The sequence below is a fragment of the Paracoccus sp. P2 genome (genome assembly GCF_046335115.1).
GTDB classification, from domain to species: domain Bacteria; phylum Pseudomonadota; class Alphaproteobacteria; order Rhodobacterales; family Rhodobacteraceae; genus Paracoccus; species Paracoccus pantotrophus.
On record NZ_JBGOSN010000004.1, the window covers coordinates 184,110 to 200,723 of the forward strand.

The following is a 16,614-nucleotide window of genomic DNA, read 5'->3' on the forward strand; positions in this document are numbered from 1 at the left end:
CAGCGGAACCGGGAACAAGCCCGGTCAGAGAGGAAGAGTGTGGGCCGTTCGGCCGTGACGGGTTGAGGGCTGGAGAGAGAGGCTCACCAGCGCCCGTCATGGAGTAATACCGATGACCTTTCCCCGTTCCGAAACCTTCCGTTCCATCGGTCAGATTCTGGCTGCCGATGTTCTGCCCGTGCTTTATCGGTCGCAAAAGCTGCCGCTGCGCATCTCGTGCCTTGGTGTGGCCAGCTATGACGCCAATGACGCGGCGAACAGCTTTGACCGCGTGATCCCGCTTGGGGAATGCCCGTCCCCGGAAGAGGCCATACAGGCCGCGGCCTTGCGCGTGGCGCGCGGTGATATTTGCACGGGGCCGGACAGCTTCCCGTATTTCCAGCCGCGCATCATGCTCATTCAGGACCACGATCAGCGCCTGGTCCTCGCCGGCGAAATCCGCGCCGACATTATCCTCTGGGAACAGCCCGTCGCATCCGATGCCGAAGCACGCAGGATCGTGACCGAGGCCAGCCGCCTGCGCGGTATGGCATTCCGAGCCTTGGACGCCGGTAATGCGAGACGGCTGCGTTACCGCGCTGCTGCGCTGGAAGCCCGGTTGGTCGATCCCTTCTGGCGCGAAACCTCGGCCGATCTGCTCCGGTTGCCGCAGGCCGCATGAGCTTCATCATTTTTTACCCATTCGGCCCGGTCGTGCATCGGGCCATGTCTTCTCAGGAGACCATCATGGCCGACTATTTCACGCACTTTTCTTGCCTGCTTGACGTGGGCACCCCCGAAAACGCTGCCCGCGCACTCGATCTCTACAACGCACTGGCGGATGACACTGCCGCCGAAGATCCGCCATCGGACGGCTTCGTGCTCTCCATCCAGCCAGAACATGGTGGCACTCAGCTCTGGATGCGTGATGACGTCACCGGCGATCCCGAGCATGTCATCCAGTTCGTCAAACGCTGCGCCACCGAGTTCGGTCTGACGGGTCTATGGGGCCTTCAATATGCAAACAGTTGTTCCAGGCCGAGAATCGATGGCTTCGGCGGTGGTGCGCATGTCCTCGATCTTGCCACCGGCGAAACGGTGGACTGGATTTACACCGATGGTTGGCTTTCCTCGGTGCTCGAAGGGAGAGATCCCTATGCCTGAGATCATCGAAACCACCGTCTATCGCTTGGGCGAATTGTCCGATGCGGCGAGGGAGAAGGCCCGCGCCTGGTATCGTGAGGGCGGCTTCGACTATGACTGGTACGATGCAGTCTATGAGGATTTCCAGCACATCGCCGAAATCCTCGGGCTGAACCTCAAGACCCGCACCGTCCGATTGATGGGCGGCAGCACCAGACAGGAACCCTGCATCTGGTTCCGAGGCTTCTGCTCGCAGGGCGACGGTGCGTGCTTCGAGACCTTCTATTCCTACCGGAAGCATGCGCCGCGCCTGATCCGGGAATACGCCCCGCAGGACACCGAACTGCATCGCATCGCCGATGCCCTGCAGACGGTCCAGCGGCGCAATTTCTACCAGCTTCGCGCCGAAGCCACCCATCGCGGCCATTATTACCACGAATACTGCATGTCGATCTCGGCCGAGCGCGACAGCCCGACCGGGCAGGACATGACCGCCGATACCGAGGAGACGATCGTCGAGGCGCTGCGCGATCTGGCCCGCTGGCTCTACCGCCAGCTTGAGCGCGAATATGATTATCTGTCCTCGGACGGAGTGGTCGATGAAACCATCGCTGCCAATGAATACACCTTTACCGAAGCCGGTCGCCGCTTCGGATGATCCCGGGAAGACACTGCCAAGCGCCCCGCCGTCCGGTCGGGGCGCTTTTTTTATGCTGCGCTTTGAGAGTGAGAGGTGGGCCGGAAGTGGTCAGGTCAGGGCGGTCGAGAGAGAGAGCGCCGTCCGGGCTTGTCCTTCCCACTCTCCTGAGGTTCCCGACATGAACATGGTTTTCCCCGTGGCCGATCCGGTCACGCCGCTGGCGGCTGCGCCAGCGATCCTGGCTGCGGCCAATCATCTGCTCCCCCATCTCGAACGCGGTCAGCGCGTCGATGCCGTGACATTGCGCGGTGCGATGGAAACGGCTTTCGGCGCGTCGGACGCTACCGGCGCCTGGGACTGGAAGCTCGCCTATGAGGCCGGTGAGGTCGCTACCGTCCTTTTCTTACGCAAATACGGAAAGGCGCTTTTCCGTAAAGCCGCGTCTCCGGCTGCACGGATTTCCGTGTTGGCAAAGATCGCGGCGCTGTTGCCCACGCAGACCCGGCGTTCCGAGGAAAGCCAGAGCTTCCAGCAGTTTTCGACGCCGATCCCGCTCGGCCTTGCCGCTCTGACGGCTGCCGCCATCACGCCTGATGATAGGGTGATGGAGCCCTCGGCTGGCACCGGCCTGATGGCGATCCTGGCACAGACTGCCGGCGGTTCGCTGATCCTCAATGAACTCGCCGAGATCCGCGCCGATCTTCTCTCGTCCCTCTTTCCGGCCTGTCCCGTCACCCGATGCGACGCCGCCCAGATCGACGATCATCTGGCACCGGAGGCCGTGCCGTCGGTGGTGCTGATGAACCCGCCATTCTCGGTCATGGCCAATGTCGAGGGACGGATGGCGGATGCTGCGCTTCGCCATGTCGCCTCGGCGCTGGCCCGTCTTGCTCCGGGCGGTCGGCTGGTGACGATCACCGGCGCTGGCTTTGGCCCCGAAGCTCCGGCATGGCGGGACGCGTTCATCCGCTTGCAGGCCCGTGGTCGCGTGGTGTTCAGCGCCGCCGTCGATGGCGCGGTCTATGCAAAGCACGGCACCACGATCGACACGCGGCTGACCGTGATCGACAAATTGCCCGCCGAATATCCGGCGAGTTTTCCGACCTCACCGGGAATCGCCCCCGATGTAGCCACGCTGATCGGATGGATCGAGGCGCTGGTCCCGCAGCGCCTGCCGGTATCACTACCGAAGATCGTCTTTCCCGCTTCGACCGCCGCGCCGAAAACCGTGCGGGGCTATCTGGCCCGCGCGACTGCTGCTCGGCCTGTCGCTGCTCCCGCCAAAGATCCCGAGGGCGTCGAACTCGCCTATGAGACCGTGGACTGGACGCCACCCGAAGGCGCTCGCCTGTCCGACGCGATCTATGAGGAATATGCGCTGCAATCGCTGCGCATTGCTGGCGCGCAGCCGCATCCGACCAGGCTGGTGCAATCCGCCGCCATGGCCTCGGTCGCACCGCCGAAGCCCTCCTACCGGCCCATGCTGCCCGCTGACATCTGCGCGCGTCTGTCGAACGCCCAGCTTGAAACGGTGATCTATGCCGGTGAAGCCCATGCCGATCATCTCGCCGGCGCATGGACCGTGGACGAGCATTTCGACAATGTGAGCGCTGCGCCCGAGGATGCTGCGGGATCAATCCGCTTTCGCCGGGGCTTCATGCTCGGTGATGGAACCGGCGCTGGCAAGGGACGCCAGTCCGCCGCCATCATTCTCGACAACTGGCTGCGCGGTCGGCGCAAGGCGATCTGGATCTCCAAATCCGATAAGCTGATCGAGGACGCGCAGCGCGACTGGTCGGCGCTCGGCATGGAACGGCTGCTTGTCACGCCTCTGTCACGCTTCCCGCAAGGCAAGCCAATCACGTTGTCCGAAGGCATCCTTTTTACCACCTATGCCACGCTACGCTCCGACGACCGGGGCGAGAAGGTTTCGCGCGTCAAGCAGATCGTCGAATGGTTGGGGTCCGATTTCGATGGAGCCATCATATTCGACGAGAGCCATTCCATGCAGAATGCCGGTGGCGGAAAAGGAGAACGCGGTGATGTCGCCGCCTCGCAGCAAGGACGTGCGGGCCTGCGGCTTCAGCACGCGCTGCCCGACGCCCGCGTGGTTTATGTCTCGGCGACCGGCGCCACCACAGTTCACAATCTCGCCTATGCGCAGCGCCTTGGCCTCTGGGGCGGTGAGGATTTTCCGTTCCAGACCCGCGCCGAGTTCGTTGAGGCGATCGAAGCCGGTGGCGTTGCGGCCATGGAAGTGCTGGCCCGCGATCTGCGATCCCTCGGCCTCTATACCGCCCGCTCGCTCTCCTATGATGGCGTTGAATATGAACTGATCGAGCATCAGCTCACGGATGAACAGCGCTGCATCTATGATGCCTACGCCGGGGCTTTCGCCGTCATTCACAACAATCTGGACGCGGCAATGGAAGCCGCCAACATCACCGGCAGCGAGGGAACGCTGAACCGGCAGGCCAAATCCGCCGCGCGCTCGGCCTTCGAGAGCACCAAACAGCGCTTCTTCGGCCATCTGCTGACTTCCATGAAAACCCCGACCCTGATCCGGTCCATCGAGGCCGATCTGGAAGCGGGCCATGCCGCCGTCATCCAGATCGTCTCCACCGGCGAAGCCCTGATGGAACGGCGGCTTTCCGAGATCCCGACCGAGGAATGGAACGATATTTCCGTCGATGTCACCCCGAGGGAATATGTTGGCTCGTATTTGCAGCATTCCTTCCCGGTACAGCTCTATGAGCCGTTTACCGATGGCGAGGGGAAACTCTCGTCACGCCCCGTCTTCCGCGATGGTCAGCCGGTCGAAAGCCGCGAAGCCGTAGCGCGGCGCGACGAGATGCTGGAGCAGCTGGGTTCGCTTCCCCCCGTGCCGGGGGCGCTCGATCAGATCGTCCAGCGCTTCGGCACGGATATGGTGGCGGAGGTCACGGGCCGCTCGCGCCGGATCGTGCGCAAGGGCGACGGGGCATCGGCGCGTTTGGCCGTCGAGAACCGTGCACCTTCTGCCAATCTTGCCGAGACCTCGGCCTTCATGGATGACCAGAAGCGCATCCTCGTGTTCTCGGATGCCGGTGGCACGGGGCGCAGCTATCACGCCGAACTCTCGGCGAAAAACCAGCGGCTGCGCGTGCATTACCTCCTGGAGCCGGGCTGGAAGGCAGATGCCGCCATTCAGGGGCTGGGCCGCACCAACCGCACCAATCAGGCTCAGCCGCCGCTGTTCAGACCCATCGCCACGGACGTCAAGGCCGAGAAGCGCTTTCTCTCTACCATCGCCCGCCGCCTCGACACGCTGGGCGCGATCACCCGCGGCCAGCGCCAGACCGGCGGTCAGGGGCTGTTCCGGCCCGAGGACAATCTGGAATCCGCCTATGCCCGCGATGCGTTGCGCCAGCTCTATCTGCTGATTGTGCGCGGTAAGGTCGAGGGATGCTCGCTGGAACGGTTTGAATCCGCCACCGGCCTGAAGCTGATGGACAGCAATGGTGTGAAGGACGAACTACCGCCGATCACCACCTTCCTCAATCGCCTGCTGGCGCTGACCATCGAATTGCAGTGCATCCTGTTCTCGGCCTTCGAACAGCTCCTGCAGGCGCGGATCGACGGGGCGATTGCATCCGGCACCTATGACATGGGACTGGAAACGCTGAAGGCGGAAAGCTTCATCGTCACCGACCGGCAGGTGATCCACACCCATCCGGGCACCGGCGCGGAAACGCGGCTCCTGACGCTCACCGAGCGCAAGCGCAATCAGCCGGTCACGCTCGATGCAGCCCTGGCGGAACTGGATGATCCCCGCGCAAGATTGCTCATCAACGAGCGATCCGGTCGCGCCGCCGTGCAGATCCCCACCACCAGCGTCATGCTGGATGATGGCGAGATCGAGCGCCGCGTGCGGTTGATCCGGCCGATGGAAGCGGTGAGCATCCCCATGCGGACAATGGATGAGACCCATTGGGGCGAGGCGGACCAGGCTTCCTTCGCCACGGCCTGGAACGCGGAACTGGCAGAGGTGCCGGAGTTCACCGACAGCATCCTGCATATGGTGACTGGGCTTCTGCTGCCGATCTGGAAGCGCCTGCCGCAGGACTCCTCCCGGGTCTATCGGCTCCAGACCGACGAGGGCGAACGCATCATCGGTCGCCGGGTCTCGCCGGCATGGGCTACCAATGCTTCGACCAGTGGCGTCAACAGCAGCCTGACGCCGGATGCCGCTTATGCCGCGTTGATCGAAGGCCGCACGATCCTCGATCTCACCGAGGGGCTGCAACTGCGACGCGTCCGGGTCATGGGCGCCAACCGGATCGAGCTCACCGGCTTCACCGATACCATGCGCGATCGGCTGCGAACCTATGGTCTCTTCAGCGAGATCATCTCCTGGAAGCTACGATTCTTCGTGCCGGTGGGCGCATTGGGGCCGGAGATCATCGGCAAACTGCTCGACCGCTTCCCCGTCGAGCGCATCTCCGAGCGGGTGGCTGCGTGATGGCGCGTCTCAACGCTTCCGAACTGGCGCAGCGTCTCGGTCGCCAGGCCGAGGCGGTGTGCCGCCACTATCTCTCGAATGGGCGCAAACAGGGCAATTACTGGCAGGTTGGGGATGTACGGAACACTCCCGGCCGTTCAATGTTCGTCCGTCTGACCGGGCCAGAGGCTGGTAAAGGTGCGGCTGGAAAATGGACCGATGCCCAGAGCGGCGAGCATGGCGATCTGCTCGACGTTATCGGCGAAACCCTTGGCCTCACCGACTTCGCCGGCATTGCCCAAGAAGCCCGCCGCTTTCTCAGCCTGCCGCATCCCGAACCGGAGCCAAAGTCCCACCGATCCCGAACACCGCAAGCACCACCCGGATCGTCCGAGGCGGCCCGACGGCTCTGGCGCATGACGCAGCCGCTCACCGGCAGTCTCGCAGAGACGTACTTACGGCAACGCGGCATTACGGATTTACGCGGAACCGCAGATCTGCGTTTTCACCCGACCTGCTATTGGCGCCCCGAGGGCGATGGTCCCACCGAAACCTGGCCCGCCATGATCGCCGCCGTCACCGACCTCGACGGCAAGATCACCGGCGCGCATCGCACCTGGCTCATGCGTGACGGCTCCGGGAAAGCGCCGGTCGATCCGCCGAGGAAGGCAATGGGCGACCTGCTCGGACATGCAGTGCGTTTCGGTTGCGTGAGGGACGTCATGGCGGCGGGGGAAGGTATAGAAACCATCCTGTCGCTGCGTCAGGCTCTGCCCACCATGCCGATGGTCTCCGCACTCTCGGCCGGGCATCTCGCCGCCATCCAGCTCTCCCCGCATCTGCGCAGGCTCTATATCGTCCGCGACAACGATCCGGCAGGCGACGCCGCACGGGACAGTCTGGTGGACCGGGCCATCGAGGCCGGGATCGAGGCCATCACGCTTTCGCCCATGCTGGGAGATTTCAACGACGATCTCGTCAGCTTCGGCCTTGAGGCGCTTCGGGCGCAGATCCGGGTGCAGATTGCCCCTGAGGACGTCAGCCGTTTCATGTCGTGCGCGCCATAGCCAGAGAGGGCCTTGATCGGGGATAACCGATCCCGCCATGGGCAAGGGGTTGGGGCACCTCGGCAAGGGGACCGCGCCTTGGCCTTCTTGAGAGGGCGAGCGGCCCACAAACGCTCCGGCCCGGCAATGGCGGCGCCCGACTGATTTCCGTCGGCGGGCAAGCCCGCCTTTACAGCGCGAAGCAAATCAGCCGGGCTTTGCCATCAAGACCCTCGCAAAGGGCTCGGGCTGCCAGGTCGGAGCGCCCGTGGGCTTGTCGTCGCCATGAAGGCCGCGACGGTCGCGGTCCAGCCGAAGGACACATCCCATGTATGCCCATGACGAATTCGAACCCGATCACAGCACGTCTCCCACCGGCCATGTCATCGAAGAGCTCGAACTCTATGGCTACCGTCCCGCCGAGGGCGAGGCCGACCCCCGGATCACGCCCGAGGACAACGCCATCCAGGGCGCGGTTGCCGACATCTTCGATGCCCTGATCTCCACCATGGCCGACACCAGCCTCGATTTCGACCTAGACGAGATCATGTGGTCCACCGTCAACACCTTCCACCGCGCCGTCGAGCGGATCGAACGCAAACTCGACGATAACGAGCAGGCTCAGAAGCGCCTTCAGCGCGAACAGGACGGAAGCGAGGTGAAATCCGTCCAGTTGGAGACCCTGATCGGCATCGGACAAAACCTGATCGAGCGCCGCGACAGCATGGAGACCTTCCGCGACACCGCCGCCGACCTCTTCCTGCGCACCACCGGCACGCCTTGGTCGCCGCGCTCCGGCTCACGGGTCAACCACCGCCAGATGACCTCGGCCATGATCGACAGCCGTGACTTCATCGCCGCAAAACGCCGGGCCGACAACGAGGTGCTCTTGCCCGCCGGGCCGAAGATTGCCTTCTCGGGCGGGGAGACGACCGATCACCGGCTGATCTGGGACAGGCTCGATCAGGTCCATGCCAAGCACCCCGATATGGTGCTCCTGCATGGCGGATCGCCGAAAGGTGCCGAACGTATCGCCGCCACCTGGGCCGACAATCGCAAGGTGCCGCAGGTCGCCTTCAAGCCAGACTGGGTGAAACATGCCAAGGCCGCGCCCTTCAAGCGCAATGACCGGATGCTCGACACGATGCCGATCGGGGTCATCATCTTCCCCGGCACAGGCATTCAGGACAACCTGGCCGACAAGGCCCGCAAGCTGGGCATCCCGGTCTATCGCTTCGGGACCGGCAGCGCGTGAGCGCTGCCTTCCCATCTCATCATGAGCATGACGACACCGCCCGCCGATCATTACATGTCGCACAGACAGGCTTATTCGTGCTATATGTCGCGGTGCGCCATGGTGGTGGTGGAAGGCGCAACCGTCCAACCTTTTGCACGGAGACACCACCATGATCGTTCTTGGAATCCTCGTTTCCATCGCAGCCATCGGCACCATGTGCTGGTTGCTGTTCAATCTCGCCGTATTCGCCCTGCCGTTCTTCATCGGCCTGAACGCAGGCACATGGGCCTATGGCACAGGGGCTGGCTGGCCCGGCGGCATCGTTGTTGCTCTTCTAGCCGCCGGTCTGACACTCGCTATTGGTCAGGGCCTGCTCATGCTGGTCCGCCCGATCTGGGCGCGTCTGCTGATCGCTCTGGCCTTCGTCGTTCCGGCAGGGATGTCCGGGTTCTATGCCACGCTCGGTATCGTCAAACACATGATGCCGTCCGAGACATGGCAGCTCATCTTCTCGGTGATCGGGGCGGTGGCGGTGGGCGTGACGGCGTTCCTGCGCGTTGCAGGCATGGCGGCAACCGACCAGGCGAACGACGGCTTTGCACGCACCTGAACCACAATGATCCGTCGATGGCGACCAGAAGCGGATGCGGATTATCTTCCATCTTCGTCAGGAAAATGGTGGCAGACAGCGACCAGGCATCGGATCAACTTGAGGCACAGACGCGGTCCATAGGAGCGCAGAACGGTCAGCGCCAGCGTTGTGGACTGACCAGAACTCGGTTGGGGGCAATGCCGGTAGAACAGGCCCGAAAGAGAGATGCGTATGGCCTGGGACGCAGGGCGACAGGCAAGGCCGGTGTTACCCGTCTGGTCATCATGATAGGCCTCAAGATTGCCACGTCTCCGTTCAGCCCCCGTGTCTCGACCGCTCCAAACGGCCTCTTCAATGGCCTGATCTGGCCGAAGAACAGCGCGATGCGCTTCGACCGCTTTAGCGCAACAGCGTCGTCACAACTTTCTTCCCCTGACGGCAAAGCCGCCATTCCGCGCGGAACAAGAAAGTTCCTCCTGTGCTGTCCAGCCCCAAGGGGGGTGCGCCAGCGTTCGTCTCCGGCCGGTCGATCGCCATCGAGGCCGCAATGGTGCGGGCTCGGAAACGGAAAACGGAGACTTAAAATGGCAACCATCGGCACCTTCAAGAAGACCGGCTCGAACGAATTCACCGGCGACATCGTCACCCTCAGCGTCCAGGCCAAGGGTGTGCGCATCATCCCCGACCTGCGCACCAACGGCGAGAACGCCCCCAGCCACCGGGTCCTGGTCGGTCGCGCCGAGATCGGCGCCGCCTGGTCCAAGCGCTCCAACGAGGGCCGCGACTATCTGGGCCTCAAGCTGGACGATCCGAGCTTCAACGCCCCAATCTACGCCAACCTCTTCGATGACGAAGAAGGTGAAACCTTCTCCCTCATCTGGTCCCGCCCCAACGGTCGCCGCGGCGACTGAGGCGCGGCACAAAGGCTCCGACCGCAAGGTCGGGGCCTTTCTCATGCCCACGAGAAAATCGTCACGCCCACTGCAACCGCTACACCCGGTTCTCGACCCGCACGCCAGGCATGTGAACAAACTCCTTCATATTGTTTGTTACCAAGATTGACCCTTCGCTGCGGGCGTGTGTGCCGATCTGTATGTCGTGTGGTCTGCAAAGTGTGCCTGCACGCTCCAACTCGGCGGGGACACGCCCATAATAGATGGCCGCCTCGTCGATGATCGGCAGAACGCCCACTCGGCTTCGAATACTGAGACGGGAATGCCGTCAGGGCATCTCCCGTATAATGCCCAACAGTGCTAGTGAGAGATTGTCGAATGAATTTATCGGGTTAAGAGATACACTTATCTCGTTAGACTCGCTACTGCAAAACCATTCGATACCGCAGCCTTTTCAGGCCGGACGTGGCCTTGTGCCGTCCGGCTTTGGGAGGACGCGCCATGCAGAGCATAAATTGGCGTACTCCGTCGGCATATAGACACGTCAAAGACCTTCCTGCCGCCGGTTTCGCCTGGGAATATCTTCGTCGTAACGAAGACTATCGCAAAGATGTCGAGCGCTTCAATCGGACGGGAGCGTTTACGGCAGAAGAGTTGGATACCTTTGCCAGCCGATGGGGGTTGCGATTTCGCACACGACCCCGACGCGCAGCCTGACGGCGCACCGCCTTTCTGGTCGCCGCATTTCAATCCGCGGGCCATTATTCTGTCACCTGCCGAGCAGAGTGATACCGGTAGCGGGCGGCTGTTCGCTCTCGCTCATCTCGATGGCCTGATCCTGCGCCGCGCGCCGGATGGCTGGCACGCAATCTGGCATATCGGTGGGATGGAGCATCAATTCTGGTTGCAACAGGGCGCGATCGATGCGGCAGCTTTCTATGCTGCAATCCTGCCCATGGACGAGTTCTTGGAATTACGCGCCCATGCGGCCCGCCGTCTCTGGCGGTGCCTGACAGGCCGCTCTCCGGGGTCGGAAATTCGCACCATGCCAGCACAACTTCGGCAATGGCACCTTCTGTCGCTGCGGGCGCTGGACGCACGGCTGCATGGCGAAAGCTATCGCGCCGTTGCCGAAGTCCTGCTCGGTTTCCGTGGCAACAAGGAAGATTTCGAGACTGATCCGCGCAAGAACAAGGCACGTCGTCTTGTTGCCCACGGCATCAGGATGATGCGCGGGGGCTATCGGCTGCTTTTGCATTATCCGGTCAAGCCGATTCCACGATCAAAAGGCGACTGAGGCGATCTCACCGATTCCTGTTTGCCGCAGCCTGTTCCAGTATTTGCCTGTAACCTTCCCGCGACAGCCATTGGGCGCGTTCCAAATGGCTCTGCCAGCATCGCCGGGTGCGCATCTCATCTGATGCCGGATCGCGGTGCAGAACTATTCGCGCCACTTCCTTCCAGTCGGCTTCCTCGGACTTGGCGTCCAGAATACGCAGATAGGTCACAAAGTGCTGCTCGTCATAGGCGGTGATAACATGGCCGGACGGGGCCAGATCATCCACATCGGGGTCAAGTTCGACGGGTGCTTTCACGGTCATTCCCCTTCTTTCAGAAGAGTTTCTGCGGTTCGCCCCCGCAATAAAACTCTCTGACTCCTGGTGATCGGGGAGTTAGTAACCGTGACTAGACGGCCCCATGGCCTTTAGCTGGAAAGCCTGTTGCATACGCCACAGGCTCCCCGACCATAGGGTCAAGGAGTATGGTGCCGTCACGGCCGACACCAACCGCTAGTCAGGGGTTACTACGCCCCCGGAGCAGTGCGTCTGCTCCATCTGTATTCATAGCCGAACTGCGCGCGGATGTCTTGAGCGAATCCGCATCGGCCTCCCTGAGTTGCTGAAATTTCACGTCTTTTCGCGCTGGCATAGCCCCTTTCGGGGGTGCCGTCTGCGCATAGACGCAAATGCGGCACGCTACACGCCGCCGATCACTTCCCATGGTTCGCCATAGCGCGCCGCCGTCTCCGGCAGCCGCATCAACCTGACGAACCGGAGGTGATCTCATGACCGAGCGCCGCAACACGGAAATACCACCGCGCATGCTGCGCACTCAGGAAGCTGCGCGTTTCCTTGGCATATCTCTTCGCACACTGGAAAAGCACCGGACCTACGGGACCGGCCCGACCTATCGCAAAATCGGTGGCCGGGTTCTCTACACGGTCGAGGATCTTCAGGCCTGGGCCGACATCGGCGCACGCAAATCCACCAGTGACAAGGACGCCGGCACGGTCTTTCCGGCGCGCCCCCTGACGCCTGAAGAGCGGAGCAAGCTCTGAATGCGGCGCGTTGATCACCCTGACGCCCTGCGGCGAGAAGGCGGCAGCGAGCGCAACCACCTCGATCCCTTCGTGGTCGCAACCGGCGATGCCAGTCCACGCGATCAGCGCGATCTAATGGAACGGCCTTTCTTCTCGCTGGCGAAGACACCGCGCACGAAGCCCATCCTCTACAAGACCGCCGATGTCGAGGTGCAGGTGTTCGGGATGCCCGAACATGGAATGGCGACGATCTGGGATGCCGATGTGTTGATCTGGGCCGCGAGCCAGATCGTCGCCGCCGAAAACAACGGCATCAAGACATCCCGATTCTTCCGCTTCACGCCCTATCACCTGCTGCGCGCCATCGGGCGCGACACCGGCAACCGGCAATATCTGCTGCTGAAGGCAGCGCTTGCCAGGCTGCAATCCACTGTCGTCGCCACAACGATCCGTAACGGCAAGCATTGGCGCCGCCGCCAGTTCTCCTGGATCAACGAATGGGAAGAGATGACCACGCGCGACGGTCGCGTCGAAGGCATGGAGTTTGTCCTGCCTGAGTGGTTCTACAACAGCGTCCTTGACCGTTCTCTGGTCCTGACCATCGACCCGGATTATTTCCGTCTGACAGGCGGTATCGAGCGCTGGCTCTACCGTGTCGCCCGCAAACATGCCGGACATCAGCCGCATGGCTGGCTGTTCGAGGTTGCCCACCTCCACCAGAAATCCGGCAGTATGGCCCGGCGATCGGACTTTGCGCTGGACCTGCGCCGAATTGCGGCCCGCCAGCCGCTGCCCGGCTACCAGCTCAAGATCCTGCGCGAAAATCGCCGCGAACTGCTGCGAATCCGCCCTGAAAATCCATCCACAGTGCCTGTGGATAACATTGTGCATGCCGTCGGTACATCAGGCGCAAAGGGTATCGGTACATCAGGCGCAGCACTATCGGCACATCAGGCGCACGAACCCCAGTTAAGCCTATGGAACGAAAAGGAGAATCCGACTTCTAACTTAGAATCTAACATAGAATCTAACTTTTCTTCTTTGACGCGCGCGCATGAAAGACACGGTGCCAGTGCCACTTCCCGCCGACCTGGGCGGGGTACGCCATGATCGTCGCGCTCCTCAATCAGAAGGGCGGCGTTGGCAAGACCACGCTGGCGCTGCATCTTGCCGGAGCCTGGGCTGCGCAAGGCAAGCGGGTCATCCTGATCGATGCCGATCCGCAAGGCTCCGCACTTGATTGGTCGCAGCGGCGCGGCCATGAAGGGCTGCCGAGGCTGTTCAGCGTCATCGGCCTTGCCCGTGATACCCTGCACAGGGAAACGCCGGAGCTGGCGCGTGACGTCGATCATGTCGTCATTGATGGTCCGCCCCGTGTCGCTGGGCTGATGCGCTCTGCGCTGCTTGCAGCCGATTTGGTGCTGATCCCGGTGCAGCCATCCCCCTTTGACGGCTGGGCCTCGGCCGAGATGCTCGCCCTTCTGAACGAAGCACGCATCTATCGCCCTGAGCTGTCCGCCCGTTTTCTGCTGAACCGATGCGCTGCGCGCACCGTCATCGCCCGCGAAACGGCCAAGACACTGGCTGACCATGATCCACCCCTGCTGGGTACAACGGTCGGCCAGCGTGTCGCCTTCGCCGACGCCGCACAGACCGGACGGCTGGTCTCCGAGACCGATGGCGGCGAACGGGCCGCACAGGAGGTCACAGCGCTGGTGGCCGAGATCGATGGCTTCGGTATCGGGAGGATCGTGCCATGACACGTCCGCCCGTCAAATCCGGCTTTGCATCGCGTCCGGGCAATCCCGATACCTGGGTCAGAGCCGCCGATGCGCCGACAACCGGCAAGACGGCGACGGAGGCGTTCACCGCCCGTCTGACCATCGACATCACGCCCGAACTGCGCGGGCGCATCAAGGTTGCCGCTTTCCGGCGCGGCGTCACCGTCGCCGTGATGCTGCGCGAGCTGCTGGTCCGCGAGTTTCCACCCGCCGAAGGAGATCAGCCATGACCGGCAAAACCGCGCGTGCAGCGCATGAACATCTGTGGCCGACCGGGCCAGCTGCGTTCACCACATTGGTCGAACTGACCTTCCAGAAGAAGAAGGTCGAGCGCTGGATACGCTTCGGCCGCAAGAGCTTTGAGCAGATCATCGACCGCCGCCGCAGTCTGATCGGTTTTGCGCCCGAAAGCATCTTCGCCTTCGTCCGCTGGGCCTCCAACGATTACGGCACCATCGTCTCGCGGCTCGACATCCTGCGCGCTACCGGGCGTGGCGAACCGTACCAGACCGTGCCTTTCGTTCGTCCTGGCGGTGAGATCCTGCTGCGTATCGACGGCTGGCCAAAGGTCCAGCGGGTGCTGGCCCTGATCGATGCCGTGGACGCGCTTGGCGTCGATCCGGCGGATGTTGCGCCGGATCATTGGCGACACGTTCACAACCGTTTGAGCGCCGGTCAGGAACCCAATCCCTACACCCCGGAGCGCCATGCCGCGTGGGTCAGCCGCCGGAGGATCGCACCATGAGCCGCCGTCATATCCTTGCCGTGTCGATGCTGGCTGTCGGCACACTTGTCGCCACGGCTGTTGCCGATCTGCCAACCCGGCTGATCTGGAATGCAACCGCCAGCGCGCCCATCGGCTTCTACACAGTTGCTCCCGCCGATGCGCTCGAAGTTCCCGAACTGGTCGCCATCATGCCGTCCGAACCGCTGGAGCGATTCATGGTTGAGCGTGGCTATATCGAACGCGGCGTACCGCTGCTGAAGCGCGTCCTCGGCCTGCCAGGACAGCGCGTCTGCCGCAACGGTGCGACCATTACCGTCGATCATGTCGAAATGGGGGACGCGCTGGAGCGCGACCGCATGGGCCGCGATCTGCCGGTCTGGCAGGGCTGCCGCATCATCGGCGACGGTGAACTCTTCCTCATGAATTGGGACATCCGGGACAGCCTCGACGGCCGTTACTTTGGACCTGTTCCAGCCAGTTCCGTCATCGGCCGGGCGCTTCCGCTGTGGACCGATGGGGAAGGCGATGGCCGCTACGAATGGCGGGCGGCCACGCATTGAACCCACGCCAAACCCACCAACACAGGAGACATACCATGCCACAGATCGGTCAATTTGCGCGTGACGCATCCGGCTTCGCCGGTCAGCTCGTCACGCTCACCATGAAGCGCGATCTCGTCATCGTGCCCGCTGAACATTCCGATGCGGAGAATGCGCCGGACTATCGCGTCCATTACATTGAACATGACGGGCCGGAAGTCGGTGCTGCATGGAAACGCACCGGCGAAAAGGCTGGCGAATATCTCTCAGTGTTGCTCGACGATCCCGCCTTGCCGCAGCCGATCCGCGCCAACCTGTTCCGCGACGATGATACAGGCTCGTCATGGTCGCTGCACTGGAGCCGCCCGCGGCCCCGCGAAGATCGGGACTGAGATCATGCGATCCCGCGCCCTTCTTCTCTTCACGGCCGTTCTGTCGGCTGGCAGTGGATTGACGCCAGCGATTGCGCAGGTCACGCCGCAACCCGCGCCTGCTACCGCGCATCCCCATGCTGCTTTCATTGCAGAGGCCTCACAGCGTTTTGGCATTCCAGAGCACTGGATTCGGGCCGTGCTGCGTTTGGAGAGCGCGGGTGATGTGCGCGCCATCTCGTCGGCGGGTGCAATGGGACTGATGCAGGTCATGCCCGATACCTGGGCGGGCCTGCGCAGCCGCCATGGCCTCGGGCGCGATCCTTACGATCCGCGCGACAACATCCTCGCAGGTACAGCGTATCTGCGCGAGATGTGGGATCGCTATGGCAATGTCGCGGCCATGCTTGCCGCCTACAATGCCGGTCCCGGCCGCTATGACGAGCATCTGGCGACAGGTCGCACTTTGCCCGCAGAAACACGCGCCTATGTCGCCACGCTCGCACCTGTTCTCGGGCATGCGGCTGCGCCTGATGTGCCGACGATTGTACCGCCGCCACCGCCGGATTGGCGCGAAGCTCCGCTCTTCGTTGCGCAATCCAGCGGCAATTCGGCGGCGGCCAATCAGCCGTCGGGCGACGTCCGCGCAACCGTTCCTCTGCGCGATTCCGTCGATCAGGAGCCGCAGGACGGCGGCATATTCGTGGCCCGTGCGAGCAATGGAGATGCGCCATGAGCATTGCGTCTCCACGCGCTTTTGGTCCGCTTCCGGTGTGCAGTCAGGCAAGGGGTCGCCTGGCTGCATTCCCGGCAGGAAGGGCAAAAAGGGCAGGGAAGGCGGAGGGCAAGATAAAGGAAACCGGCAC

The 16,614-nt window shown here is 62.8% G+C and carries 19 protein-coding genes; 18 read left to right on the forward strand and 1 reads right to left on the reverse strand.

Annotation, left to right across the window (positions count from 1 at the left end; translation table 11 throughout):
• Positions 1–112: 112 nt before the first annotated feature.
• From ACDP63_RS04410 to ACDP63_RS04455, 10 genes are all read left to right on the forward strand, one after another.
• Positions 113–661, forward strand: a complete 549-nt coding sequence (locus tag ACDP63_RS04410) for a hypothetical protein (RefSeq protein ID WP_409927811.1) — start codon at positions 113–115, stop codon at positions 659–661.
• A 65-nt stretch (positions 662–726) separates the two neighbouring features.
• On the forward strand, positions 727–1,143 hold the full coding sequence (locus ACDP63_RS04415) for a hypothetical protein (protein WP_409927840.1): 417 nt from the start codon (positions 727–729) through the stop codon (positions 1,141–1,143).
• A complete protein-coding gene (locus ACDP63_RS04420; RefSeq protein ID WP_409927812.1) occupies positions 1,136–1,780 on the forward strand; it encodes an antitoxin of toxin-antitoxin stability system in 645 nt (214 codons plus the stop codon). Before ACDP63_RS04415 ends, ACDP63_RS04420 begins: the two co-directional genes overlap by 8 nt.
• Before the next feature lie 160 nt (positions 1,781–1,940).
• Positions 1,941–6,263, forward strand: coding sequence for a strawberry notch-like NTP hydrolase domain-containing protein (locus ACDP63_RS04425; RefSeq protein WP_409927813.1), 4,323 nt, complete (start codon positions 1,941–1,943; stop codon positions 6,261–6,263).
• Positions 6,263–7,309, forward strand: a complete 1,047-nt coding sequence (locus tag ACDP63_RS04430) for a toprim domain-containing protein (RefSeq protein ID WP_183315362.1) — start codon at positions 6,263–6,265, stop codon at positions 7,307–7,309. The genes ACDP63_RS04425 and ACDP63_RS04430 overlap by 1 nt, the downstream gene beginning before the upstream one ends.
• A 307-nt stretch (positions 7,310–7,616) precedes the next feature.
• On the forward strand, positions 7,617–8,543 hold the full coding sequence (locus ACDP63_RS04435) for a DUF2493 domain-containing protein (RefSeq protein ID WP_183315363.1): 927 nt from the start codon (positions 7,617–7,619) through the stop codon (positions 8,541–8,543).
• A gap of 151 nt (positions 8,544–8,694) precedes the next feature.
• The gene (locus tag ACDP63_RS04440) at positions 8,695–9,135 is read left to right on the forward strand and encodes a hypothetical protein (RefSeq protein WP_409927814.1); all 441 of its coding nucleotides are present in this window, start codon (positions 8,695–8,697) and stop codon (positions 9,133–9,135) included.
• Between the two features lie 566 nt (positions 9,136–9,701).
• Positions 9,702–10,028: a DUF736 domain-containing protein gene (locus ACDP63_RS04445; protein WP_183315365.1), complete on the forward strand. Its 327-nt coding sequence runs from the start codon at positions 9,702–9,704 to the stop codon at positions 10,026–10,028.
• A gap of 483 nt (positions 10,029–10,511) precedes the next feature.
• On the forward strand, positions 10,512–10,727 hold the full coding sequence (locus ACDP63_RS04450) for a transcriptional regulator domain-containing protein (RefSeq protein WP_246372743.1): 216 nt from the start codon (positions 10,512–10,514) through the stop codon (positions 10,725–10,727).
• Entirely contained in the window at positions 10,675–11,307 is a 633-nt protein-coding gene (locus ACDP63_RS04455) for a DUF2285 domain-containing protein (RefSeq protein WP_409927815.1), read from the forward strand. The genes ACDP63_RS04450 and ACDP63_RS04455 overlap by 53 nt, the downstream gene beginning before the upstream one ends.
• 7 nt (positions 11,308–11,314) lie before the next feature.
• Here ACDP63_RS04455 and ACDP63_RS04460 read toward each other — a convergent pair whose 3' ends face one another.
• A complete protein-coding gene (locus ACDP63_RS04460; RefSeq protein ID WP_210289395.1) occupies positions 11,315–11,611 on the reverse strand; it encodes a DNA -binding domain-containing protein in 297 nt (98 codons plus the stop codon).
• A 464-nt stretch (positions 11,612–12,075) separates the two neighbouring features.
• Between ACDP63_RS04460 and ACDP63_RS04465 the strand changes: the two genes are divergently transcribed.
• From ACDP63_RS04465 to ACDP63_RS04500, 8 genes are read left to right on the forward strand one after another with little or no spacing between them, the layout of a single operon-like run.
• Positions 12,076–12,348, forward strand: coding sequence for a helix-turn-helix transcriptional regulator (locus ACDP63_RS04465; protein ID WP_183315366.1), 273 nt, complete (start codon positions 12,076–12,078; stop codon positions 12,346–12,348).
• Entirely contained in the window at positions 12,349–13,440 is a 1,092-nt protein-coding gene (locus tag ACDP63_RS04470) for a replication initiator protein A (RefSeq protein ID WP_183315367.1), read from the forward strand.
• A complete protein-coding gene (parA, locus tag ACDP63_RS04475; RefSeq protein WP_183315368.1) occupies positions 13,437–14,090 on the forward strand; it encodes a ParA family partition ATPase in 654 nt (217 codons plus the stop codon). Before ACDP63_RS04470 ends, parA begins: the two co-directional genes overlap by 4 nt.
• Complete coding sequence (locus tag ACDP63_RS04480) at positions 14,087–14,341, forward strand: hypothetical protein (protein WP_409927816.1); 255 nt, start codon at positions 14,087–14,089, stop codon at positions 14,339–14,341. Before parA ends, ACDP63_RS04480 begins: the two co-directional genes overlap by 4 nt.
• Positions 14,338–14,856, forward strand: coding sequence for a DUF2840 domain-containing protein (locus ACDP63_RS04485; protein ID WP_183315370.1), 519 nt, complete (start codon positions 14,338–14,340; stop codon positions 14,854–14,856). Before ACDP63_RS04480 ends, ACDP63_RS04485 begins: the two co-directional genes overlap by 4 nt.
• A complete protein-coding gene (locus ACDP63_RS04490) occupies positions 14,853–15,398 on the forward strand; it encodes a S26 family signal peptidase (RefSeq protein ID WP_183315371.1) in 546 nt (181 codons plus the stop codon). Before ACDP63_RS04485 ends, ACDP63_RS04490 begins: the two co-directional genes overlap by 4 nt.
• Positions 15,399–15,433: 35 nt before the next feature.
• The gene (locus ACDP63_RS04495; RefSeq protein ID WP_038146343.1) at positions 15,434–15,769 is read left to right on the forward strand and encodes a DUF736 domain-containing protein; all 336 of its coding nucleotides are present in this window, start codon (positions 15,434–15,436) and stop codon (positions 15,767–15,769) included.
• A 4-nt stretch (positions 15,770–15,773) separates the two neighbouring features.
• Entirely contained in the window at positions 15,774–16,484 is a 711-nt protein-coding gene (locus tag ACDP63_RS04500; RefSeq protein WP_409927817.1) for a lytic transglycosylase domain-containing protein, read from the forward strand.
• Positions 16,485–16,614: the final 130 nt, after the last annotated feature.

Excerpts from the sequence above, each read along its gene's own strand:
- ACDP63_RS04410 (WP_409927811.1), top strand. The coding sequence starts at position 113 with ATGACCTTTCCCCGTTCCGAAACCTTCCGTTCCATCGGTCAGATTCTG.
- ACDP63_RS04415 (WP_409927840.1), top strand. The coding sequence starts at position 727 with ATGGCCGACTATTTCACGCACTTTTCTTGCCTGCTTGACGTGGGCACC.
- ACDP63_RS04420 (WP_409927812.1), top strand. The coding sequence starts at position 1,136 with ATGCCTGAGATCATCGAAACCACCGTCTATCGCTTGGGCGAATTGTCC.
- ACDP63_RS04425 (WP_409927813.1), top strand. The coding sequence starts at position 1,941 with ATGAACATGGTTTTCCCCGTGGCCGATCCGGTCACGCCGCTGGCGGCT.
- ACDP63_RS04430 (WP_183315362.1), top strand. The coding sequence starts at position 6,263 with ATGGCGCGTCTCAACGCTTCCGAACTGGCGCAGCGTCTCGGTCGCCAG.
- ACDP63_RS04435 (WP_183315363.1), top strand. The coding sequence starts at position 7,617 with ATGTATGCCCATGACGAATTCGAACCCGATCACAGCACGTCTCCCACC.
- ACDP63_RS04440 (WP_409927814.1), top strand. The coding sequence starts at position 8,695 with ATGATCGTTCTTGGAATCCTCGTTTCCATCGCAGCCATCGGCACCATG.
- ACDP63_RS04445 (WP_183315365.1), top strand. The coding sequence starts at position 9,702 with ATGGCAACCATCGGCACCTTCAAGAAGACCGGCTCGAACGAATTCACC.
- ACDP63_RS04450 (WP_246372743.1), top strand. The coding sequence starts at position 10,512 with ATGCAGAGCATAAATTGGCGTACTCCGTCGGCATATAGACACGTCAAA.
- ACDP63_RS04460 (WP_210289395.1), bottom strand. The coding sequence starts at position 11,611 with ATGACCGTGAAAGCACCCGTCGAACTTGACCCCGATGTGGATGATCTG.
- ACDP63_RS04465 (WP_183315366.1), top strand. The coding sequence starts at position 12,076 with ATGACCGAGCGCCGCAACACGGAAATACCACCGCGCATGCTGCGCACT.
- ACDP63_RS04470 (WP_183315367.1), top strand. The coding sequence starts at position 12,349 with ATGCGGCGCGTTGATCACCCTGACGCCCTGCGGCGAGAAGGCGGCAGC.
- parA (WP_183315368.1), top strand. The coding sequence starts at position 13,437 with ATGATCGTCGCGCTCCTCAATCAGAAGGGCGGCGTTGGCAAGACCACG.
- ACDP63_RS04480 (WP_409927816.1), top strand. The coding sequence starts at position 14,087 with ATGACACGTCCGCCCGTCAAATCCGGCTTTGCATCGCGTCCGGGCAAT.
- ACDP63_RS04485 (WP_183315370.1), top strand. The coding sequence starts at position 14,338 with ATGACCGGCAAAACCGCGCGTGCAGCGCATGAACATCTGTGGCCGACC.
- ACDP63_RS04490 (WP_183315371.1), top strand. The coding sequence starts at position 14,853 with ATGAGCCGCCGTCATATCCTTGCCGTGTCGATGCTGGCTGTCGGCACA.
- ACDP63_RS04495 (WP_038146343.1), top strand. The coding sequence starts at position 15,434 with ATGCCACAGATCGGTCAATTTGCGCGTGACGCATCCGGCTTCGCCGGT.
- ACDP63_RS04500 (WP_409927817.1), top strand. The coding sequence starts at position 15,774 with ATGCGATCCCGCGCCCTTCTTCTCTTCACGGCCGTTCTGTCGGCTGGC.